This is a genomic window from Dietzia sp. B32, assembly GCF_024732245.1.
Taxonomy (GTDB): Bacteria; Actinomycetota; Actinomycetes; order Mycobacteriales; family Mycobacteriaceae; genus Dietzia.
The window spans coordinates 786,761-807,104 of the sequence record NZ_CP093845.1; the positions used below are offsets into that span (position 1 = coordinate 786,761).

Here is a 20,344-nt window from a genome sequence, read left to right on the forward strand (position 1 = left end):
GACGCCCGCTTCGCCTCGAACCTGCTGTTACGGACATAGGGGACTCGTCGACCGTTCACCATGACGGTGTCTTCGCGGCCCGAAGTCGTTCCGCGCGACAAAGGGTCACCGGACTCGCTCAGAGTCGAGGCCGGGCGGCACCCGACATGTGAGGGGGGAATACCGCGTCCCGGCCTTTTGTTTGACATGTCAGCAAGTTACGATGGGATCACCAACAGACGAGAGGCCATCATCATGCAGTTCGGAATCTTCAGCATCGCCGACATCACCCCGGACCCCACCAGCGGGCGGATACCCACCGAGCACGAGCGGCTGGAGTCGATCGTCGAGTACGCCACTCTGGCCGAGCAGGTGGGCCTGGACGTCTTCGCGCTGGGTGAACACCACAACCCGCCGTTCGTGACGTCCTCCCCCACCACGACCCTGGGCTACGTCGCCGGCAGGACCTCCGAGATCATCCTGTCGACGGCCACCACGCTCATCACCACCAACGACCCGGTGAAGATCGCCGAGGACTACGCCATGCTGCAGCACCTGTCCGGTGGCCGGGTCGACCTGACGATGGGCCGCGGGAACACCGGGCCGGTGTACCCGTGGTTCGGCCAGGACATCCGGCAGGGGCTGCCGATCGCGATCGAGAACTACGAGCTGCTCCACCGCCTGTGGCACGAGGACGTCGTGGACTGGGAGGGCAAGTTCCGCACGGCGCTCCAGCAGTTCACCTCGACCCCGCGCCCGCTGGACGGCGTCGCTCCCTTCGTGTGGCACGGATCGATCCGCTCGCCGCAGATCGCCGAGCAGGCCGCGTTCTACGGTGACGGCTTCTTCCACAACAACATCTTCTGGCCGATCCACCACACCAAGCAGATGGTCGAGCTGTACCGCCGCCGCTACGAGCACTACGGGCACGGCTCCGCAGACCAGGCGATCGTCGGCCTCGGCGGCCAGTTCTTCGCGCGCGCCAACAGCCAGGACGCGGTCAACGAGTTCCGCCCGTACTTCGACAACGCCCCGGTCTACGGCCACGGCCCGTCGCTCGAGGACTTCACGGCCCAGACCCCGCTGACCGTCGGCTCGCCGCAGCAGATCATCGACCGGTACATGACCATGCGCGAGCACGTGGGCGACTACCAGCGCCAGCTGTTCCTCATCGACCACGCCGGCCTGCCCCGCACGACCGTGCTGGAGCAGATCGAGATCCTGGGCACCGAGATCGTGCCGACCCTCCGCCGCGAGCTCGACGCCCTGCGCCCGGCCCACGTGCCGGACGGCCCCACCCATTCGGCGCGGGTCGCCGCCCGCGACGCCGATCTGGCCGCCGCAGGCGATCCCGCCTACTCCGACGCCTACCGCTTCGGAACCGGTGACAACTGGACGGGCCTCACCGCCGAGGGCGGGCAGCTCGCCCAGGAGCAGTCGCTGGCCCGCGCACGCCGGAACCAGGCCCGCCTCGCCGAGGCGCCGGCCGGGAAGGAGTCCAAGTGACCACCACGCACCACGACCATCCCGGTAGCACTACCGAGCGACCGCTTAACCTCGTCGTCGTCGCCGCCGGAACCTCCGTGCCCTCCAGCACCCGGATGCTCGCCGACCAACTCACCGTCGCGACCCGGGACGCCCTCGCACGCCACGGCCGGGCGGTCGACGTGACGGTCCTCGAGGCGCGCGAACTGGCGCACGAGGTCGTCGACGCCACCTTCACCCGCTTTCCCGGGGAGAAACTCTCCGCGGCGATCGACGAGATCGGCCGGGCGGACGGACTGATCGCGGTGACGCCGATCTACAACCAGTCGTACTCGGGCCTGTTCAAGTCACTGTTCGACGTCATTGACCCGGGCACGCTCGCCGGGGTGCCGGTCGCGCTCGGCGCGACCGGCGGGACCGGGCGGCACTCGCTCGCGGTCGACTACGCACTGCGGCCGATGTTCGCCTACCTCAAGGCCGACATCGTCCCCACCACCGTGTTCGCGGCGGCGGAGGACTTCGGCGCCGTCGCCACCGACGGGGAGGAGGACTCACTGCGCACCCGTACGGCCCGGGTGGGCACCGAGCTCTCCGATTACATGCTGAGGTTCGCGGGGGTCACCGCCGGCGCGGTGGCACCGACGCGCGCGGACTCCGGTCGGGGACGCAAGACCGACGACGACGAGTTCAGCGACTTCGTCCCGATGGGCGACCTCCTGGGCCGCTGAACCGGCGGGCAGGTCCCGCCCCATCACGATCCGCCCTTCAGACGTCGATTCGCTCGCGGGACCCGCAGGGCGGATCGACATCTGAGGGGCGGATCGTGTGCTGGATTCGGAATGTCGGGCTCAGCGGGGGTCGGGCTGCCCGTCGGACTGAGACAGGGGCGGGACGGCTCCACGGTCGGTGCCCTCGTCGGCGAGCTGATCCGGCTCGGGGTGCTCGGCGTCGAAGCTCTCCGGCAGGTTCTTGATGTGCTTGTTCATGTTGCGGATGAGCAGCACGGTGGCGATGAGCAGCAGCAGGATCACGGGAATGCCGATCGGCGAGGCCTTGCCGAACTCCGGCCCCACCGGGTTGTCGTTGTACCCGGGCGTACCGGGCGACTGGTTCTGCGCGAGCACCATCACCGACTGATACGCCAGGATCTGGACGTCCGGTCCCAGGGTGATCATCGTGCGTCCTCACTCGTGCTCGGGCCGACGGGGAGCGCGACGTACGGGTCGACTCCCGCGAACAGGTCTGTCTCGTATTCTCCCTCACCGAGCTCAGGGAAGCCCACCCGGCTGGCGGCGAGCTCGAACTCCTCGGTGGGCCACACCCGCTGTTGCATCTCCACGGGTGCGGCGAAGAACCAGCCGTTCGGGTCGATCTGAGTGGCGTGCGCCAGCAGAGCAGAGTTGCGCTGCTCGAAGTAGCCCGCGCACTCCACCCGTGTGGTGACCCGCTCCATGATGTCCGGGCGGTCGCCCCATCGGGACAGGAACTCCTCGAAGTGGCGGACGCCGTCGCGGGCGAACAGCTCCTCGTCCAGCAACTGGAGACGGCTCTTGGGGAAGCCGTGGGTGTAGTAGACCTTCGCGATCGCCCACGGCTCGCCGGCATCCGGATACCGGGCGGGGTCGGCGGCGGCCTCGTACGCGGCCATCGACGCCGAGTGCACCTTCAGGTGATCCGGGTGGGGATACCCGCCGTTCTCGTCGTAGGTGATCATCACGTGCGGGCGGAACTCACGGATCCTGCGGACCAGGGCCTCGGTGACCTCGTCGTCGTCGGCCAGTGCGAAGCACCCCTCCGGCAAGGGCGGCGTGGGGTCACCCTCCGGCAACCCCGAGTCCACGTACCCCAGCCAGTGGTGGTCGACCCCCAGGATGTCGGCGGCGCGCGCCATCTCGCGCACCCGCACGGCGGGCAGGTCCGCGGTGATGTCGGGGCGGTCCATCGCGGGGTTGAGAATGTCACCGCGCTCACCCCCGGTGCACGTCTCCACCAGTACGTGGACGCCCTCGGCGGCGTACCTGGCCATGGTCGCCGAGCCCTTGGACGACTCGTCGTCGGGGTGGGCGTGGACCGCCATCAGCCGCAGACCGGCCATCGGAGCACCTGCCGTTCTCTTCACGTAGTGGATGACCGCACCATTCTATGGGCGGCGAGGTCGGCGGTGCCCGCGGCGGGCCCCGGCGACGACCCCCGACCGCTGACCGCGCGCCACCCGGATACCCTGGCTCCCATGAGTGAGCCGAGGTCGGACGCCCCGTCGCAGCACCCCGTGGGCCCGCCCGCCGACCGCTACGGAGACGCCGACCGCGGGTCGCGCGTGATGGGCAAGGTCATCGCCGTGGTGCTCGCACTGCTCGTGGGCGGCCTCCTGGTCGCGGGCGTCTACACCATGTGGAGGCTCAACCAGACACCGGACATCACCGGCGAGGCGATCGGGGTGGAGGTCGTCGACGACACCCGGGTCGATCTGTCGTTCACCGTCACCCGGGAGGAGCCCGGCACGCCCGCCTACTGCATCGTCCGGGCCCAGGAGGAGTCGAAGGGCGAGCTCGGCCGGCGCGAGGTGTACGTCCCGCCGTCCGAGAACAACACGATCCAGATCGACGCCTCCGTCTTCACCACCGGGCGCGCGTTCGTCGCCGACGTCTACGGGTGTGGCGACGACGTCCCCGACTACCTGCGCCGGTAGGGCCAGGGACGGGACCGTCGTCGGGTCCAGCTCCGCCGGCCGACCGGCGGCGGGCCCTGTGTTAGAATCGGCGCATCAGCACGGCCCCTATCTACGCGGGGCCGTGTTTTTCTTACATCTACGCACGCGAACAGATTGGAGTGCGCTCATGGCGAACGACACCCAGGTCCACTGGTTGACCCAGGAATCGTACGACCGCCTCATGGCCGAGAAGGAGGCGCTGATCGCTAACCGTCCGGTCATCGCCGCCGAGATCAACGAGCGGCGCGAAGAGGGCGATCTCAAGGAGAACGCCGGCTACCACGCCGCGCGTGAGCAGCAAGGCCAGGAAGAGGCCCGCATCCGGACGATCGACGACCTGCTGGCCAACGCCCAGGTCGGCGAGACGCCCACCGAGTCCGGCGTCGCGCTCATCGGCTCCGTCGTCCGCGCCTACTACAACGGCAACGAGGACACCAAGGAGACCTTCCTCATCGGTACCCGCGGCGAGGGCTCCGGCAAGGACGACCTGGAGATCTACTCCCCCGAGTCCCCGCTGGGCAAGGCCGTGCTCGGCGCCAAGAACGGTGAGTCCCGCGAGTACACCGCCCCCAACGGCAAGAAGGTCTCCGTCACCATCGTGACCGCGGAGCCGTACCAGAGCTGACCGGCCCCGACCGGACCCGGTGGTAGGTTCTTCACGAATGTCGGGTCGCCTTCTGGCGGGCCCGAATCCGCCCCGGCGTCAGCAGGAGTTCCACGTGTCAGACGGTTCCCAGGACAGGCCCCACGGCCCGGCCCCGACTATCGAAGCGGCGGCCGGGCGGGTCCTGGGACCGGCACTGCGGACCGGTCAGTCCCCCTTCGAGGACGACCTCTACACCTGGACGCCCGAGGTGGCCGAGGAGCTGGCCCGCCGTCTCGACGCGGACCCCGAAGAAGGCACGGCGGGCGCGGCGGGCGCCGCCGCATCGGGGTCGACCCGCTCCCCCGTGATGCAGGCCCTGCACGATCAGCTCGAGGGCGCCCCGCGCCCCGTGGTCCTGCTCGCCGCGGAGCTGCTCTTCATCCAGCAGTTGCCCCTGTCCACGGTCACGGCCCGCCTCAAGCGCGGCCGTGTCCGGGACGTGCTGTCCTGGATCGAGGACGCCCCCGAGATCCCGGCCGATCTGGACGAGGTCCTCAGCGAGAAGGGCCCGCTCACCGGCGGGCTGGGTTTCAACGTGCAGATGCGCGAGCACCTGCGCTGGCTGTGCTCGTTCGTCATCCACTGGGCCGAGCTCGACGCGTCCGTCCGCGACGCCGCGCTCTCGGACCCGTGGGAGTTCCAGCGCGCCGCCCGTTCCACTCCCGGTGACTGGCGGGCCATCCGCTACAGCCTCCAGTACCTCGTGTGGCCCGGGTACTTCCAGCCGATCGTCAAGCACGAGCACAAGACCCGCATCCGCGACGCGTTCGCCGACCTCATCGGCGGCCCGTCGGGCATCGACGAGCTGGACATCGACCAGGACCTGCACCGGATCTCCGAGGTCCTGTCCGCGCAGCTCGGCCAACCTGTCGACTGGTACCGCGGGTCCGTGGCCAACCAGTGGCAGCGCCACCGCGACGACCACTCTCGGCGCGCCTGGCTCGTACGGCCCGGCCGGGGCGGCGTCGGTCAGGCAGGCCAATGGGTCGCCCAGAACCGCATCGCGTTGCCCGCCTCGCACCTTCCGCGGATCCCCGCGCACGCCAGTCGCCTCGAGGTGTCCCAGGCCGTCGAGCAGGGCTACCCCCACCTGGACTACCAGGCCCGGTTCCAGCTCACCGCCGAGCTGCACACCTTTTTGTCCCGGATGAACCCGCAGGACGTGGTGGCGACGGTCGCCGACGCCAAGCTGCACCTGGGCACCCTCACCGACGACCTCGGCTACGTCGACGACGGCGGCCAGCAACTCGAGCGCTCGGTGCTGTGGAGCGCCGTCACCCTCGACCTGGAGACACTGCCCAGCCCGCTGTCCGAGCTGATCGGCGAGCCCGGCACGGTCGTCGACCTCACCGACGGACTCGACGCGATGCTGTCGGCCATGCACCCCGGCCGCCACTCCGCGGCGTCGCAGGTCGCCGAGGCACCCGCCGCCGGCGCGGTGCCGACCCTGCCCGAGGTCACCGAGGAGCTGGCCGACAGCCTGCACATGCCCCGCGCGGAGCTGCAGGAGATCGTCGACACCCTGCAGCAGAGACAGCAGATCGTGTTCTACGGCCCGCCCGGCACCGGCAAGACCTTCCTCGCCCAGGAGCTGGCCCGCTTCCTCGCCGGCCCCGACGACCCCAGCCGCGTCCAGCTGGTGCAGTTCCACCCCAGCTACGCCTACGAGGACTTCTTCGAGGGCTACCGGCCCACGCTCACCGAGTCGGGCCAGCCGGGCTTCGCCCTCCAGGCCGGGCCGCTGCGGCGCCAGGCCGCGCGGGCGACCTCGGAGTCGGGTCGCGAGCACCCGAGTTTCCTCATCATCGACGAGATGAACCGCGCCGACCTGGCACGCGTGTTCGGCGAGATGTACTTCCTGCTCGAGTACCGAGATCGGACCGTGCTGCCCCAGTACTCCCCCGACACCTCGTTCCGGCTGCCGCGCAACCTGTTCATCATCGGCACCATGAACACCGCCGACCGGTCGATCGCCATGGTCGACGCCGCCATCCGGCGACGCTTCGCGTTCATGGAACTGCACCCCGACACCCCGCCGGTGGCCGGCGTGCTGCGCCGCCACCTGGAGGCCCGCGGCGTGACGACCGAACCCGCCGAGCTGCTCGAGGCGCTCAACTCCGAGATCGACGACTCCGACCGCGACCTGCGCATCGGGCCGTCATACTTCATGAAGGACCAGGCCACCGAGCCGGGCGGACTCGAGGCGATCTGGCGCTTCGACCTGCTCCCGCTGCTCGAGGAGCACTACTACGGACGGCTCACCCGGGCCGAGGTGCACGAGCGATTCGGTCTCGCGGCACTTCGCCGCAAGATCGGGCGGGCGTGACCGCACCCTCGACCGACCCGGGGGCGTCGACGGCGCCGGCACAGTCGACGGCGTCCACGGTGGCCCTTGAGTTCGACGAGTTCGACCGCCGGGGCCGGCTCGTCACGCTCAGCTGGGAGGGCGCCCAGCACCTCTCGCAGACCGGACTGGTGGAGGTGCTGCCCGCCGGCCGCGACACGTGGCGGCTCATCCCCTGCGGCGCCGTGGGTTCGGTCCGGGTCGAGGGCCTGTCGGTGCGGGTCATGCCCGCCGCGAGCCTGGGGCTGACGCAGCTGTTCTTCCTGCTCGACCACGCGGCCGACGACCCCTTCCTCGCCTCGTCGGTGCAGGCCAGGGACGACGACGAGCTGTGGACCTCCGTCGCCGAGTCCATGGCCCGGTTGGCGCACCAGGCGCTGGCCCCCGGACTTCTGCGCGGGTACCGCAGGGTCGACGAGGCGCTGACCACGGTGCGCGGCAGGATCCGCCTGGGTGACCAGATCCGCCGCCATCCGGGCATGACCATCCCACTCGAGGTCACCTACTCCGAGTTCACCCCGGACATCGCCGAGAACCGCATCCTGCGCACGGCCGCCCACCGCCTGCAGTTCCTGCCCGAACTGCCCGACGCCACCCGCCGCCGACTGGCCATGGTCGACGCTCGACTGTCGGATGCCACACTCATCGGCCAGGGCTCACCCGTGCCCGCGTGGACGCCCAGCCGGCTCAACGCCCGCTACCAGGACGCGCTCGCGCTGGCGGACCGCATCGTGCGGCGGATCTCGGTGGAGGTCGAGGACGGCCACGCCGCCTCGGCGGCCTTCGTCACCGAGATGCCGTCGCTCTTCGAACGCTTCGTGGAGGCCGAACTGACCGCCGCCCTCGACGGCCACGGGGGCCGACTGCTGCAGAACCCCGTCGTCAATCTGGACTCCGGTACCGAGGCCGGTGACGCGCCGTCGGGGCGCCACAGCGCGCCGCCCGACGACGGTGACCACATCTCCGTGCGCACGGGGTTGGTCTACGAGGTCGACGGCGAGCCGGTCACCACGTTCGTACCGACCTATCCCACGGACCGCCGGGCTCGCGCCGCCGAGCACTATCGACTGTTGGCCGCCTGCACCGCGCTCGGGGTGGATCGGGCGTACCTGGTCTACCCGGCCCAGCGGCGCGACGACGCCCCCCAGCCGCGGCGGATCGTGCACACCGACATCTCGATCGTGGAGTACCCGGTGGACCTCTCCCGCGGCCCCGCCGAGAGCCAGCGGGCTATCGTCGAGTTGGCCGAGCACGCCCGTGAGCTGGCCGCACCGCCCGCCGCGCGCCACCGAACCGAATCGCGGCACCGCACCGGGTCACGTCATCGCACGGAGCCAGGTCACGGCACAGGGTCAGATCACAGCACAGGGTCACACGACGCCGAAGGGAGACGACACGCCCGATGACCGACGCCGACGACGCCTCGCGACGCATGTGGATGAGCCTCGGGCTGGCAGCCGTGGGCACGGTGGGGGCGTACCGCGGCGCGTACGAGGTGCTGGCTCAGCAGGCCAGGATCGCGCGCCGGGTGATCCCCAAACCCACCTCCCGGCCCTATGAGGGCGACGGGCTCTACCGACCCGGGGCCCGCTCCCCGGAACCGTGGCGGCCCGGCATGACGTGCGACGTGCACATGATGATCTTCGGCGACTCGCTCGCCGCTGGCCTCGGTGCCGACTCCCCGGACGAGCTGCCCGGCGTGCTGCTGGCGCGCGGCCTGGCCGAGGAATCGGGCTGGAACGTACGGCTGAGCATCAAGGCGATCGTGGGTGCCACCTCCAAGGGACTGCCCGGGCAGGTCGAGGCCATGCAGATCGCCCACGGCGACCCTGACATCTCGGTGATCCTCATCGGCGGGAACGACATCACCTCCCGCAACGCGATCGGCCCGTCGGCTCGCCGGGTGGGCGAGGCGGTTCAGGCGCTGCGCGGGAACGGCTCCCACGTCGTGGTGGGAACCTGCCCCGATCTGAGCATCATCAAACCGGTCCCCCAGCCGCTGCGCTCGGTCATGTCCGGGCTGAGCCGGCGTCTCGCCGCCGCGCAGGCCGTGCAGGCGCGCAAGGCCGGCGGCGTCCCCGTCTCGCTGGCCGAGACGCTCGCGCCCGAGTTCCACCGACGCGGCGAGAGTCTGTTCTCGCCCGACCGCTTCCACCCCAACTCCGCCGGGTACGAGCTCGCCGCAGGGCTGTTGTTGCCCGCCGTGTGCGTGGCCCTGGGTGTGTGGGACGAGGTGCCCGAAGACCTCCGGCCCCGCGGCGCCGACGAGGCCGCCGCCTCGCTCGTGGAGGCCGAGCGCGCAGCCGACGAGGCCGGGAATGCGACCGAGCACGCAGCTGAGCCCGCGGTCGACGAGGGCACGGACGTGGACGCGCGCGACCGGTCCGCTGCGCACATCGAGCACCGCGAGTCCGTGGTCGCCCGTCTGACCACACGCCTCACCGACTTCGTCCGCACCCACGAGGATGCGGACGACGGGGAACGGAACACGTTCCTGCATAATGAGGGCGTGGACGGTGACCCAGAGAACACGGGGTACGCCCGCGTGGCCGCGGACACACTCCGCCGCCGTAGCCGGATCCTGAGGCTGACCCGCTCGACGCGGGACGACCCGGACCGGCAGGACTGATCCGACCACAGCAGCACTCACCCGCAACGAAGGAGCTTTCCATGCCGGAAGCCGTGATCGTCTCGTACGCCCGTTCCCCCATCGGGCGCGCCAACAAGGGTTCCCTCGTGGGCATCCGCTCCGACGACCTCACCGCCCAGATGGTCAAGGCCGCACTGGACAAGGTCCCCGCGCTCGACCCCACCCAGATCGACGACCTCATGCTGGGTTGTGGCCTGCCGGGTGGCGAGCAGGGCTTCAACATGGGCCGTGTCGTCTCCGTGCTCGCCGGCCTGGACACCGTTCCGGGCACCACCGTGAACCGCTACTGCTCCTCCTCGCTGCAGACCACCCGTATGGCGCTGCACGCGATCAAGGCCGGCGAGGGTGACGTCTTCATCTCCGCCGGTGTGGAGACCGTCTCGAACTTCGCCAAGGGCACCGCCGACCACTGGCCGGACACCCACAACCCGATCTTCGCCGACGCCGAGGCCCGCACCGCCAAGCGCGCCGAGGGTGGCGCCGAGACCTGGACCGACCCGCGGGTGAACGGCCAGCTCCCGGACGTCTACATCCCCATGGGCCAGACCGCCGAGAACGTCGCCCAGATGACGGGCATCACCCGCGAGGAGCAGGACCGCTGGGGCGTGCGCTCGCACAGCCGGGCCATCGAGGCCATCGAGCGTGGACACTTCGCCAACGAGATCTCCGCGGTCACGATGCCCGACGGCACCGTCGTCACCACCGACGACGGCCCCCGCGCCGGCACGACCTACGAGAAGGTCTCGCAGCTCAACCCGGTGTTCCGCCCCGACGGCACCATCGCGGCCGGCAACTGCTGCCCGCTCAACGACGGTGCCGCCGCCCTGGTGATCATGTCCGACACCAAGGCCAAGGAGCTGGGCCTCACCCCGCTCGCGCGCGTCGTCTCCACCGGCGTGTCCGGCCTGTCGCCCGAGATCATGGGCCTGGGCCCGATCGAGGCCGTCAAGAACGCCCTGCGCATCGCCGGCAAGTCGATCTCCGACATCGACCTGTTCGAGATCAACGAGGCGTTCGCCGTGCAGGTGCTCGGTTCGGCCCGCGAGCTCGGCATCGACGAGGACAAGCTCAACATCAACGGCGGCGCCATCGCGCTGGGCCACCCCTTCGGCATGACGGGCGCCCGCATCACCGCATCGCTCATCAACAACCTGCAGGCCGAGGACAAGCAGTTCGGCGTCGAGACCATGTGCGTCGGCGGCGGCCAGGGCATGGCGATGGTGCTCGAGCGCCTCAGCTGATCCCACGCCCCCTCTCGCGGGGCCACGCGAAGAGCGTTCCGACCACGATTCCCCAGAGGAACGTGGTCGGGACGCTCTTCTCGTTGTGGCGGCGGTGTCGCCCGATGGCCGTCGCGTCGGAGCTTTCCGATGGACGTTCGCACAGACCGGGCGGGCGGAATGTCGCAGGTGCGTATTACTCTTTTGTCAGTCACCGCCATTCACATCGGAGTCCCATGTCCCCGCGTTCTTCCCTCCCCCACCGCGCCCTCGGCTCCAGCGCACTCGCCCTCGCCCTCGTCGCGGGCTCGGTCATGCCGGCCGTAGCCGAGGACGGGCAGGCCGGATCCTCGTCCTCCGTGGGCGAGGTGGCGTTCGACGCGGTCGCCGGGAGCCTCGAGCAGACTCCCGTCGGCTCCACCGCCGAACTGTTGGGCTCGGTCGGATCGGCGAACGTCCCGATCGTCCCCGCGTCCGTCGAGGAGGTCGGCGTCCCGACGAGGGTCGACCCTTCCATCAGGACGACCGAGTTCCTCGGCGTCGATCGCTACGACGGCCCGGACAACGTGTACGAGTACTGGTCCGTCCAGTCCGCAGCCATGCAGCGGGTGGTCACCGTGGAGGTCGTCAGGTCCCGCGGCACGGGGCCGGCACCTGTCCTGTACATGCTCGACGGCGTCGGGGCACCCGAGTACAGCACGGGCTGGAACCACGTCGCGGACATCCACGAGGTGATGGCGGACGAGAACGTCCATATCGTCAACCCGGCGGGCGCGTTCGCCTCCTTCTACTCGGACTGGGAGAAAGTGGACCCGGTGCTCGGCAACCACAAGTGGGAGACTTTCCTCACCGAGGAGCTGCCGCCCATCGTCGCGGAAGAGCTGGACACCAACGGCAAGTCGGCCATCGCGGGCAACTCGATGGGCGCCCAGGCGGCGATGCATCTGGCCGCCCAACATCCGGATCTGTACGACGCGGTGATGGCATTAAGCGGCAACTACTCGACAATGGACCCGCTCGGATATCAAACGGTGCGGCTGAGCGTCGTGACCCGTGGCGGCGATCTCGACAACATGTGGGGGCCGTACGGAAGTGAGCGGTGGCGGTATCACGACACCATCTCGCACCCGGAGAAGCTGCAGGACACGGCCGTCTACATGTCGGCCGGCACCGGTGACATCGGTCCGGCGGATCCGGGCGAGTACGGAAGCGAGAAGTTCGCGATGTGGTTCGGCATCGTCCTCGAGCGTGGCGTGCACGAGGCGACACAGGCGTTCTCGCGGGCGTTGACGGACGCCGGGGTCGACCACCGTGCGGACTACGGAGACAACGGCCTGCACAACTGGGCGACCTTCATGCGGCACTTCGACGCCGGATGGGAGTACATCGAGCCCGCACTCCGGGACTGACCCGGGGCGGCGGCGCACGGGTTTTCTCGGGCCGCGCCGGAACACTGCTCCCGAAATGCCGACGGCCCCGGCTCCCCTCGCGGGGGCCGGGGCCGTGGTGTTCGCGGGTCAGACCCGCGCCAGACGCGAACTCAGTCGCGGAAGTAGCTCATGAGACGCAGGATCTCGACGTAGAGCCACACCAGGGTGACCGTCAGGCCGAGCGCAACGCCCCACGCCATCTTGGACGGGGCGCCGGCGCGCACGAGGCGGTCGGCGTTGTCGAAGTCCATCAGGAAGCTGAAGGCGGCCAGGCCGATGCACAGGAGGCAGAAGCCGATCGCGATCGGGCCACCGTTGTACAGCGGGTTGGTGCCGGTGAACAGGCTCAGCACGATGCTGCCCAGGGCCGCGAACAGCACGCCGATCAACGCCGCCGACATGAAGCGGGTGAACTTGGGCGTGACGCGCACGGCGCCGGTCTTGTAGACGAAGAGCATGCCCACGAACACGCCGATGGTGCCGAGGATCGCGGCACCCACCGCGCCGAGGACGCCGCCGGTGCCCTGCAGGTCGATGGTGAACAGGTACGTCGCCGCTCCGACGAACAGGCCCTCGAGGGCACCGTAGGTCAGGGTGACGGGGGCCGAGTCCATCTTGCGCGCGAAGGTGGCGATCAGCACGGTGACCAGGCCACCAATACCGCCGACCAGGATGAACGGGAACAGGAGTCCCGGGTTCATGGTGATCAGGTAGAAGGCGATCGCGCCGACGATGCTGAGCAGACCGAGGGTCATTCCGGTCTTCGCGACGACGTCGTCGATCGTCATGGGCCGCGTGTCGGCGGCGAACTGCGGGTGCGCCTGCGGTGCACCGTAACCGGCCTGGCCGCCGAAGCCCTGCTGGCCGTACTGGCCCTGCTGGAACGCGCCGCGGCCGGCACCACCGAGGTGAGTGGCGCCACGGGCGCTGTCCGTGGACAGTGAACTGAAGACCGGGTTGCTGCTTGTGCGCATCGAGGTCCCTTCGGAATTGTCGGGGAAGGTCGTTGATCGAGAGTCCCCGCCGGGTCACCGACGAATCACTCGTACCAGTGCAACGCGCGGGCCCACCTGTGTGTTCCCGGCGCCGGAACCCATCCTGCCGCACGAGCACGACGGGCGGATGGTCCTCTATCGAGACCTGCGCTAACGATATGTCGTTGACAGTCTTTGTCATGGCGTGGATACTCGTCGCAAGAGGACTCGACTCCCGAGTCCGCACCCCAGAGGAGACGACGATGCGTGACTACGACATCAGTCATGACCCGGGCGAGTACGACCGTCCGGGACCCCGCGGACACGGAGGCCACCCCCGCCGCGGCGCAAGGCCCGGCCACCACCGCGGCCACCAGCGCGACCGTCGACACGACCACGGGCACGGTGGAGGCCCGTTCGGTCCGGGCGGCCCCTTCGGCCCCGGGGGTCCGTTCGGCCCGGGCGGCCCCTTCGGACCCGGAGGTCCGTTCGGTTCGTTCGACCAGCCACGAGGGTCGCGGCGCGGCCCCCATCAACGACGACGACGAGGAGATGTCCGACACGGCGCTCTCCTGCTGATCGCCGAGAGCCCCCGCAACGGTTACAGCATCATCCGCGAGCTGGCCGAGCGCAGTGGCGGGACCTGGCGACCCAGCTCCGGCGCCGTGTACCCCGCCCTGTCACTGCTTGAGGACGAGGGGCTGATCGAACCCGCAGAGGACGCCGGCCCCAAGCACTACCGACTCACCGACGCCGGTCGGGACGAGGTCGACGCACTCAAGGACCGCCCGGCGCCCTGGGAGGACGCCACCCAGGAAGCCACCGCCGGACTCGGCGGGAGCGTGGAGTTGTGGAAGGCGCTCGGCGATGCCGCCGTGGCCGTGCGGGCCGTGGTGCAGACCGGGGACGCTGCCGCCGGCTCCGCCGCGACCGACGAACTGGTCGCACTGCGCAAGCGCCTCTACGGCCTGCTGGCGGACGCCGGCGAGTAGGCCCCGGCGTTCTCGCGCACCGCCGTCACTCGCAGGCGACACCGTCGTTGTCGCGGTCGAGCTTCGAGGCGTACCCGGGCTGGCCGCGGTAGAGCGGGGCTGCCCCGGCCGCGCGGGCCGCGGAGCAGTTGGGGTAGTAGGTCGCCTGCTGGACCGGCTCCGCCAGCGGGGCGGGCGCGTAGGTCTGCGGCGGCGCATAGGTCGGCTCGGGGGCGGGCTCCGGAACCGGCGCGTAGGTGGACTGAGGGACGCCGGTCGCGACCGGCGTCGCCGATTCCGGTGAGCTCGCCGGGGCCTGGCTCAGGGTGGTCGGCGCGGTTGTGGTCGGCGCGGTGGCCCGGGCCGTGGTGGTGACGGTGCTGGTCGCGGCCACCGGACTCGAGGCCGGGGTCGCTGCCGGCTCGGGAGTGGGCATCAGCGCCGCGCCGAGGACGAGCATGGCGACCGAGACCGCGCCGACCACCGGCCAGCGGCGGACGAACGGGGCCAACGGGGTACTCCAGGTCAACGGGCTCAGCGCATCCGGGGAGACGTAGCCGGACATCGACCGGGCGGCCTCCGCCGACTGCCGGTCGAGCAGGAAGTCCTCCTCGGCGCGCGTGCGGTCCTCGCGCTCGCAGTGGACCCACCAACCGCCGGGCACTGCCATGGCCAGGCCGATCAGCGCCATCGCGACCGACTCGATGACGCCGCTGCCGAGCGTGCCGAGCGCCGCCACCACGACGAGCCCACCCACGACCAGGCCGGCCCAGGCCAGGACCGGCTTCCAGGCCGGGGGCGCGACGTAGGCCGGTTCGGTGAGGGTGGGACGCGCCATGGAGGGCAGGACGATCGGCATGTTCGCGGACTTTCGAGGGAGGTGAGGGGCCCGCGGTAGCGAGAGGACGACGCGCGGTGAGAATGTGAACATTACTCCACCGCGCGCCGTCCGCCAAAGATTCCTTATCAACCCGGACGCGTCAGCCCATCCCCGTCAGCAGCCCATCCCTGTCAACCGAGGGCCACCTTGCGGTTCCACGACCGCGCGGTGCGCCACAGGCAGTACGCCGCGAGCGCCACCAGCGAGACCACGAAGCCGATCGGCATGACCTCGCTGGTCGCGTTCCCCGCCGCGAGCTCGCCGACCAGGTCGAACCTCACCAGGCCCAGCGTCTCGCCGTCGGCCTCCCCCACCCCGAACGGCAGCACGAGCATGCCGAGCAGGGCGAGCGCCTGGGTCGCCAGGTAGACCACCACGAACACCACCACGGGTCCGCCGGCGCCGAGCCCGGCCAGTCGCCGCTCGTGCCCCACCGAGATCGAGAAGTAGTAGTACACCGGCCACACCAGGACCGAGGCGACCAGCAGGACGACGCCCGCCACGATCATCCACGCCGGGGACACGGCGGTGAGGGTCGCCCACGCGTCGCCCAGTATCGACCACGACGGCGGGGCACCCCCTGACCGCTGCGCGTTCGCCCACCACGCAAGCACCACGAGTACGACCGTCAGAACGATCGCGACCAGCGAGACGAGCATCGTCCACGCCAGCTTGGCCCAGAAGATGCGGGACCCACGGACCGGGATGGAGTGCGTGAAGTACCCGGTGCGGCCGTAGCCGGACCGCCAGTAGTCGGCGGCGAGCGCCAGCTGGACGGCCGGGACCGCGACAACTGCCGCGAGGATGCCCGCGGCCAGCCCGAGCTCGGACAACAGCGGCCATCCCGAGGCACCGAGCAGGCTGCCCACCACCCCGACCAGGCTGACCAGGCCGAAGAGGGTCGCGAGCGGACCGCGCGTGCGCAGCCACTCGTGCTTGAGGAGTGTTGTCGTCGTCGCTCTCATCGGTAGGTCTCCCTGAAGATCTGGTCGAGGCTGGCGCCGCGGCTGCCGCGGAGGTCGTCGGCGTCGCCGGAGAGCAGGACGCGGCCGTGGCGCATCATGACGGCGGCGTCGAGGATCGGCTCGAGGTCGTGGACAAGGTGGGTGGTGATGAGCAGGAGCGAGTCCTCGGAGAGGTTGCGTACGATCCCGTCGAGGATCACCTGACGCGCGGCCGGGTCGACGCCCGAGATGGGCTCGTCGAGGAGGAACACGCGCGCGTCGCGGGACATGGCCAGTGCGATCTGGACCTTCTCGCGCATGCCCTTGGACATCTGCTTGAGCCGCGCGGACTCGCTCAGGCCGAAGAAGCCGATGAGGTCGCGCGCCTTCTCGGGCTGGAAGTCGGCGAAGAAATCCGTGTACAGCTCGAGGCAGTAGCTCACCCGCGCGGCGTCGGGCAGGAAGCTGGTGTCGGGCAGGTAGGACACCAGTGCCTTGGACTCCGGACCGGGGACGTGACCGGCGATCCGCACGTCGCCGGAGTACCCGGCCAGGACGCCGGCGAGGATCTTGAGCAGCGTGGTCTTGCCGCAGCCGTTCTCGCCCAGCAGGCCCACGATCTGCCCCGGGGCCAGGGCCATGTCCAGGCCGTCGAGAGCGGTGGTGGCGCCGTACGTCATGCGGAGCCCGGTGGCCTCAACGAGTGTAGTGGCGGGGCTCGCGGTGGAGGCATGATCGGTGGCGCTCATGTCAGGCACCTCCGTCGTGCTCATCGGTAGTGGTGTGTTCATGGGTGTCCCATCTGTGGTCGAGCAGCGTTCGGGCTTTGTCGTGCGCCATTCCCAGGCCGCGGACGCGTCGGATATAGGCGTCGGCGGCGTCGGTGGCGAGGTCGGCGCGGACCTCGTCTATCCGCTCGGAGTCCAGCGTCACGAACCGCCCGGTCGCCCGCTCGGACCGGCACAGTTCGAGCCGTTCCAGTTCCGCGAGGGCCCGCTGGGCGGTGTTGGGGTTGACGCCGAGATCGGCCGCCAACTCCCGGACGCCGGGCATCTTGTCCCCGGCCTCCCATTCCCCGGTCACGATGCGTCGCGAGAACTCCTCGACGAGCTGCACCCAGATCGGGGACGAGTTGTCGAACTGCATCATCGCCCCACTTCCGTGTTGCTGTATTAGGTGATTAATACAGTGACATCCACCGGTGGTGCTTGTCAATAAATGGTTTCTGACGAGCCGTTGTGCGAGGCTCGGCCGAGGCGCAGACTGAGTTCAGGATCTGCGGAAAGGGCCAGCCATGAGCGCGCTCGTCGTGTACGAATCCGCGTGGGGGAACACCAGGCTCGTCGCCGAGGCGATCTGCGACGGCCTGTCCCCCCACCTGCCGGCGGAGGTGGTGGCCGCACACGAGGCCCCGCCACTGGCCGACCTACACGTGGACCTGCTCGTGGTGGGCGCGCCGACCCACGCGTTCGGACTGCCCAGGGACGGCACCCGCGAGGACGCGCACGCCCGCGGCGGCGAGTTGATCCCGTCCGGAGTGCGCGAGTGGCTCGACGCCGCCGGCTCCGCCTCCCTGGCCGTGGCCACTTTCGACACCCACGTTCGCCACCCCGATCTGCCCGGTCACGCCGGCAGGAAGGCCGCCAAGAAGCTGCGCAAGCTCGGGTGTCACCCGGTGGCGGATGCCGAGACCTTCTACGTGGACGGCTACGAGGGCCCGCTCCTGCCCGGCGAGCTGGAACGGGCGCGAGCATGGGGCGACGGCCTAACCCGCGGCGACTGGTGAGCTGGACCGGACGCGGCGAACCGGCAGGGTTGACCGATACCCCTAGGGGTATGTAATCTCGGGGCATCAGCCAGTCGGATCATCGGCCGGCGGTCGGCGCGATTCACGCCGACGACAACCCCACCCCCTGAGGAGTCTCATAATGTGCCGTCCCGCCACCTGCAAGAAGTGCGGCAAGACCACCTGGGCCGGATGCGGAATGCACGTCGACCAGGTGATGGCCGGTGTGCCCAAGGCCGACCGCTGCCCGGGCCACGAGTCGGACGTCCCCGCCGTCAAGGACGGCTTCTTCGCGAAGATGTTCAGCAGGTAGTCCCGGCCGCCGCCGCCGTCGAGCCTGGCGGAGTTCGATCCGTCTTCGATCCGCCCCCTGGATTTCGACCTGCACTCGATCCGCCCCTCGGATTTCGATCCACGCTGCGGCCCCCGCGAGCGGACGAACATCCGAGGGGCGGATTAATGCGTGCTGCCAAGGGCTCCGCGTCTGGTCGGCCGGGGGCCGTCAGTCGGGGCTCGTCAGCTGGCAATACCGAACCGAGAGGCCAGGTACGGGATCAGGCCCATGCACTCCGGTGTGAGAGCGAGGCACGCGGAGTCATCCGGCCCGGGGCCGAACAGAAAACGCAGCGGATTCTCGATCGAGCCGGCGGGAAACATCTCATCGGTCCTCTCGTCGTCAACGGGCGGGTCCACTAGGGCAATCGCGTGTGAGGTCGATCCTGTTATCGCCCTGCCAGCGTCGTCAAGGGCCCTTCTGCCGACACCGGCCCGATGCAGCTGTCCGGGATCGTGGCCAGCGAGCACCACGCCGCCGGCAGCACCGGACGGTATCCGTCGGGCACTCCCCCGCCCGCGATGATCTCGCGGTAGGCGTCGACCCCCGACGTGGGTTGGCGTGTCAGGGTCGGGTCTCCGAGCACGTCCACCCGGTACAGCCCGAAGCGGGCGGAGTAGTCGCCCCATTCGTAGTTGTCGACCAGCGACCAGTGGTTGTAGCCGATCACCGGGTACCCGTCGGCCACGGCCCGCTGGAGCCAGAACACCGTGTCGCGCAGGAAGTCGCCCCGCTCGATCCCGTCGGCGCGCCCACCATTGAGAGTCGGCATTCCGTTCTCGACGATGTAGATCGGTTTTCCCGGGTAGGCGTGGGCGTAGTGCGTGATCGCCTCGTAGATCCCCTCCGGCTGTGGCCGCACGGCCGCGAAGTCGTCCCACGCCGCGTTGATGGCGGTGAGGTTGTTCAGCGCGACGCCGTAGTAGTAGTCGATGCCCACGTAGTCGACCGCGTCGGCCACCCGGTCCCCGATCAGCGTGTCGGTGAACCCGGTGGCCATCGGAAGGTAGGCCTCGTTCATCGTGACCATCGCGTCCGGGTCGGCCCGGTGGGCGGCCGCATAGCCGAGTCGGTGGGCGGCCTCGATGGTGGCGAGGAAGCGGGAGAAGTCGGCGAACTGAACCCGTCCGATGGTCATCTCGTGCTTGAAGAACACCAGCGGCTCGTTGAACGTCACCCACATGGTGCCGTCGCCCGCCCACCGGTCGGTGATGAGGTCCGCGAAGCGGCCGAACGATTCCACCGCGTTGTCCGCGAGCATCCCGCCCCGGTCGGCCAGCCACCCGGGATAGACGAAGTGCACCATCGTGATCATGGGGGTCATGCCATGTCGGCGGACCGTGTCGATGATCCGGTCGTAGTGTCTGAGGGCCTCGTCGTCGTACTCCCCCGGCGCGGGTTCGATCCGCGCCCACTCCACGCTCAGCCGGAAGGTGTTCACGCCCATCGCCGCGGCGTTGGCGATGTCCTCCTCATAGCGGTTCCAGAAGTCCACCGCGTCGCCCACCGGGTCCGTCTGACCCCTTGGCGAGGTCGCGCCGACGTAGCGCTTCCAGTTGGAGTCCGGATTCGAGCCCTCCACCTGGAAGCCCGACGTCGCGACGCCCCAGTGGAAGCCGGAGCCCGGTTCGGCCGGTCCCCCACCAGGCTGGGCCGCTGCGCCCGGCTGCAACTGGGGGGCCACCGCCACGGCGAGCACGAGCGCCAGCAGCAGTGGAAGTGCCCTCCGGATGATCGTCGGATGTCCTGCCCGTCGCGCGCGCCCGCTCATGGGGTGAACCCTAGGAAGCACCCACGCGGACGGCAGCGGAATGATCCAAGTGCGCGAACCGCGAGCGCTCCCGCCGGTGGCATTCCCCGCACTTATGGCCACCTGGCCAAACCGAGTTGGCCAGATGGCCAACCCCGTGCCAGGATGGCTCTCGCCGGGCGCAGAACACCCCGGCATCGCTGCGTGCACACCGTCCCGCAGTCCGACCGCCCTGGAGAGG

21 protein-coding genes are annotated in these 20,344 nt (G+C 69.8%); 13 read left to right on the top strand and 8 right to left on the bottom strand.

The window, feature by feature from the left end; all coding sequences use genetic code 11:
• The first annotated feature begins 234 nt into the window (after positions 1-234).
• Positions 235-1,485: an LLM class flavin-dependent oxidoreductase gene (locus L8M95_RS03770; protein WP_260488080.1), complete on the top strand. Its 1,251-nt coding sequence runs from the start codon at positions 235-237 to the stop codon at positions 1,483-1,485.
• Positions 1,482-2,192, top strand: a complete 711-nt coding sequence (locus L8M95_RS03775; RefSeq protein ID WP_260488081.1) for a CE1759 family FMN reductase — start codon at positions 1,482-1,484, stop codon at positions 2,190-2,192. The genes L8M95_RS03770 and L8M95_RS03775 overlap by 4 nt, the downstream gene beginning before the upstream one ends.
• 120 nt (positions 2,193-2,312) lie before the next feature.
• Here L8M95_RS03775 and L8M95_RS03780 read toward each other — a convergent pair whose 3' ends face one another.
• Both L8M95_RS03780 and mca read right to left on the bottom strand, forming a co-directional pair.
• A complete protein-coding gene (locus tag L8M95_RS03780; protein WP_260488082.1) occupies positions 2,313-2,639 on the bottom strand; it encodes a hypothetical protein in 327 nt (108 codons plus the stop codon).
• The gene (gene mca, locus L8M95_RS03785; protein ID WP_260488084.1) at positions 2,636-3,559 is read right to left on the bottom strand and encodes a mycothiol conjugate amidase Mca; all 924 of its coding nucleotides are present in this window, start codon (positions 3,557-3,559) and stop codon (positions 2,636-2,638) included. Before mca ends, L8M95_RS03780 begins: the two co-directional genes overlap by 4 nt.
• Before the next feature lie 135 nt (positions 3,560-3,694).
• Between mca and L8M95_RS03790 the strand changes: the two genes are divergently transcribed.
• The 7 genes from L8M95_RS03790 (at position 3,695) to L8M95_RS03820 (ending at position 12,443) form a co-directional block, all read left to right on the top strand.
• Positions 3,695-4,153 (top strand): DUF4307 domain-containing protein, encoded by a 459-nt coding sequence (locus L8M95_RS03790; protein WP_260488086.1) that lies wholly within the window; start codon positions 3,695-3,697, stop codon positions 4,151-4,153.
• A gap of 148 nt (positions 4,154-4,301) precedes the next feature.
• Positions 4,302-4,799 (top strand): transcription elongation factor GreA, encoded by a 498-nt coding sequence (gene greA, locus L8M95_RS03795; protein ID WP_260488087.1) that lies wholly within the window; start codon positions 4,302-4,304, stop codon positions 4,797-4,799.
• A gap of 94 nt (positions 4,800-4,893) precedes the next feature.
• On the top strand, positions 4,894-7,146 hold the full coding sequence (locus L8M95_RS03800) for an AAA family ATPase (protein ID WP_260488088.1): 2,253 nt from the start codon (positions 4,894-4,896) through the stop codon (positions 7,144-7,146).
• Positions 7,143-8,570, top strand: a complete 1,428-nt coding sequence (locus tag L8M95_RS03805) for an McrC family protein (protein WP_260488090.1) — start codon at positions 7,143-7,145, stop codon at positions 8,568-8,570. Before L8M95_RS03800 ends, L8M95_RS03805 begins: the two co-directional genes overlap by 4 nt.
• Positions 8,567-9,793 carry an SGNH/GDSL hydrolase family protein gene (locus L8M95_RS03810; protein WP_260488092.1) on the top strand — a complete coding sequence of 409 codons (1,227 nt, stop codon included), beginning with the start codon at positions 8,567-8,569 and terminating at the stop codon, positions 9,791-9,793. The genes L8M95_RS03805 and L8M95_RS03810 overlap by 4 nt, the downstream gene beginning before the upstream one ends.
• A gap of 41 nt (positions 9,794-9,834) precedes the next feature.
• Positions 9,835-11,055, top strand: coding sequence for an acetyl-CoA C-acetyltransferase (locus tag L8M95_RS03815; protein ID WP_260488094.1), 1,221 nt, complete (start codon positions 9,835-9,837; stop codon positions 11,053-11,055).
• 215 nt (positions 11,056-11,270) lie between these two features.
• Complete coding sequence (locus tag L8M95_RS03820; RefSeq protein WP_260488096.1) at positions 11,271-12,443, top strand: alpha/beta hydrolase family protein; 1,173 nt, start codon at positions 11,271-11,273, stop codon at positions 12,441-12,443.
• Positions 12,444-12,574: 131 nt separating this feature from the next.
• On the opposite strand, the gene L8M95_RS03825 is transcribed toward L8M95_RS03820, so the two are convergent.
• Positions 12,575-13,438: a Bax inhibitor-1/YccA family protein gene (locus L8M95_RS03825; RefSeq protein ID WP_260488098.1), complete on the bottom strand. Its 864-nt coding sequence runs from the start codon at positions 13,436-13,438 to the stop codon at positions 12,575-12,577.
• Positions 13,439-13,705: 267 nt separating this feature from the next.
• Here L8M95_RS03825 and L8M95_RS03830 point away from each other — a divergent pair, with 267 nt between their 5' ends.
• Both L8M95_RS03830 and L8M95_RS03835 read left to right on the top strand, forming a co-directional pair.
• Entirely contained in the window at positions 13,706-14,017 is a 312-nt protein-coding gene (locus L8M95_RS03830; RefSeq protein ID WP_260489308.1) for a hypothetical protein, read from the top strand.
• 41 nt (positions 14,018-14,058) lie between these two features.
• On the top strand, positions 14,059-14,430 hold the full coding sequence (locus L8M95_RS03835) for a PadR family transcriptional regulator (protein ID WP_260489148.1): 372 nt from the start codon (positions 14,059-14,061) through the stop codon (positions 14,428-14,430).
• Positions 14,431-14,455: 25 nt separating this feature from the next.
• On the opposite strand, the gene L8M95_RS03840 is transcribed toward L8M95_RS03835, so the two are convergent.
• The 4 genes from L8M95_RS03840 to L8M95_RS03855 form a co-directional block, all read right to left on the bottom strand.
• On the bottom strand, positions 14,456-15,268 hold the full coding sequence (locus L8M95_RS03840; RefSeq protein ID WP_260488100.1) for an excalibur calcium-binding domain-containing protein: 813 nt from the start codon (positions 15,266-15,268) through the stop codon (positions 14,456-14,458).
• A 152-nt stretch (positions 15,269-15,420) separates the two neighbouring features.
• Positions 15,421-16,254: a hypothetical protein gene (locus tag L8M95_RS03845; protein WP_260488102.1), complete on the bottom strand. Its 834-nt coding sequence runs from the start codon at positions 16,252-16,254 to the stop codon at positions 15,421-15,423.
• Positions 16,251-16,982, bottom strand: coding sequence for an ABC transporter ATP-binding protein (locus tag L8M95_RS03850; RefSeq protein WP_069390093.1), 732 nt, complete (start codon positions 16,980-16,982; stop codon positions 16,251-16,253). The genes L8M95_RS03845 and L8M95_RS03850 overlap by 4 nt, the downstream gene beginning before the upstream one ends.
• Before the next feature lies 1 nt (position 16,983).
• Positions 16,984-17,382 carry a GntR family transcriptional regulator gene (locus L8M95_RS03855; protein WP_260488105.1) on the bottom strand — a complete coding sequence of 133 codons (399 nt, stop codon included), beginning with the start codon at positions 17,380-17,382 and terminating at the stop codon, positions 16,984-16,986.
• A 145-nt stretch (positions 17,383-17,527) separates the two neighbouring features.
• Here L8M95_RS03855 and L8M95_RS03860 point away from each other — a divergent pair, with 145 nt between their 5' ends.
• Together L8M95_RS03860 and L8M95_RS03865 are read left to right on the top strand one after the other, a co-directional pair.
• The gene (locus L8M95_RS03860) at positions 17,528-18,019 is read left to right on the top strand and encodes a flavodoxin family protein (RefSeq protein ID WP_260488107.1); all 492 of its coding nucleotides are present in this window, start codon (positions 17,528-17,530) and stop codon (positions 18,017-18,019) included.
• 142 nt (positions 18,020-18,161) lie between these two features.
• A complete protein-coding gene (locus L8M95_RS03865; protein WP_096905156.1) occupies positions 18,162-18,332 on the top strand; it encodes a hypothetical protein in 171 nt (56 codons plus the stop codon).
• A gap of 409 nt (positions 18,333-18,741) precedes the next feature.
• Here the strand turns inward: L8M95_RS03865 and L8M95_RS03870 are convergent, their stop codons facing one another.
• Complete coding sequence (locus L8M95_RS03870) at positions 18,742-20,124, bottom strand: family 1 glycosylhydrolase (RefSeq protein WP_260488110.1); 1,383 nt, start codon at positions 20,122-20,124, stop codon at positions 18,742-18,744.
• Positions 20,125-20,344 lie beyond the last annotated feature (220 nt).

What these genes read in the sequence shown, in the direction of transcription:
- L8M95_RS03850 (WP_069390093.1), bottom strand. Translation starts at nt 16,982, where the DNA reads ATGAGCGCCACCGATCATGCCTCCACCGCGAGCCCCGCCACTACACTC.
- L8M95_RS03815 (WP_260488094.1), top strand. Translation starts at nt 9,835, where the DNA reads ATGCCGGAAGCCGTGATCGTCTCGTACGCCCGTTCCCCCATCGGGCGC.
- L8M95_RS03780 (WP_260488082.1), bottom strand. Translation starts at nt 2,639, where the DNA reads ATGATCACCCTGGGACCGGACGTCCAGATCCTGGCGTATCAGTCGGTG.
- mca (WP_260488084.1), bottom strand. Translation starts at nt 3,559, where the DNA reads ATGGCCGGTCTGCGGCTGATGGCGGTCCACGCCCACCCCGACGACGAG.
- L8M95_RS03860 (WP_260488107.1), top strand. Translation starts at nt 17,528, where the DNA reads ATGAGCGCGCTCGTCGTGTACGAATCCGCGTGGGGGAACACCAGGCTC.
- L8M95_RS03820 (WP_260488096.1), top strand. Translation starts at nt 11,271, where the DNA reads ATGTCCCCGCGTTCTTCCCTCCCCCACCGCGCCCTCGGCTCCAGCGCA.
- L8M95_RS03840 (WP_260488100.1), bottom strand. Translation starts at nt 15,268, where the DNA reads ATGCCGATCGTCCTGCCCTCCATGGCGCGTCCCACCCTCACCGAACCG.
- L8M95_RS03870 (WP_260488110.1), bottom strand. Translation starts at nt 20,124, where the DNA reads ATGAGCGGGCGCGCGCGACGGGCAGGACATCCGACGATCATCCGGAGG.
- L8M95_RS03845 (WP_260488102.1), bottom strand. Translation starts at nt 16,254, where the DNA reads ATGAGAGCGACGACGACAACACTCCTCAAGCACGAGTGGCTGCGCACG.
- L8M95_RS03825 (WP_260488098.1), bottom strand. Translation starts at nt 13,438, where the DNA reads ATGCGCACAAGCAGCAACCCGGTCTTCAGTTCACTGTCCACGGACAGC.
- L8M95_RS03810 (WP_260488092.1), top strand. Translation starts at nt 8,567, where the DNA reads ATGACCGACGCCGACGACGCCTCGCGACGCATGTGGATGAGCCTCGGG.
- greA (WP_260488087.1), top strand. Translation starts at nt 4,302, where the DNA reads ATGGCGAACGACACCCAGGTCCACTGGTTGACCCAGGAATCGTACGAC.
- L8M95_RS03770 (WP_260488080.1), top strand. Translation starts at nt 235, where the DNA reads ATGCAGTTCGGAATCTTCAGCATCGCCGACATCACCCCGGACCCCACC.
- L8M95_RS03855 (WP_260488105.1), bottom strand. Translation starts at nt 17,382, where the DNA reads ATGATGCAGTTCGACAACTCGTCCCCGATCTGGGTGCAGCTCGTCGAG.
- L8M95_RS03790 (WP_260488086.1), top strand. Translation starts at nt 3,695, where the DNA reads ATGAGTGAGCCGAGGTCGGACGCCCCGTCGCAGCACCCCGTGGGCCCG.
- L8M95_RS03865 (WP_096905156.1), top strand. Translation starts at nt 18,162, where the DNA reads ATGTGCCGTCCCGCCACCTGCAAGAAGTGCGGCAAGACCACCTGGGCC.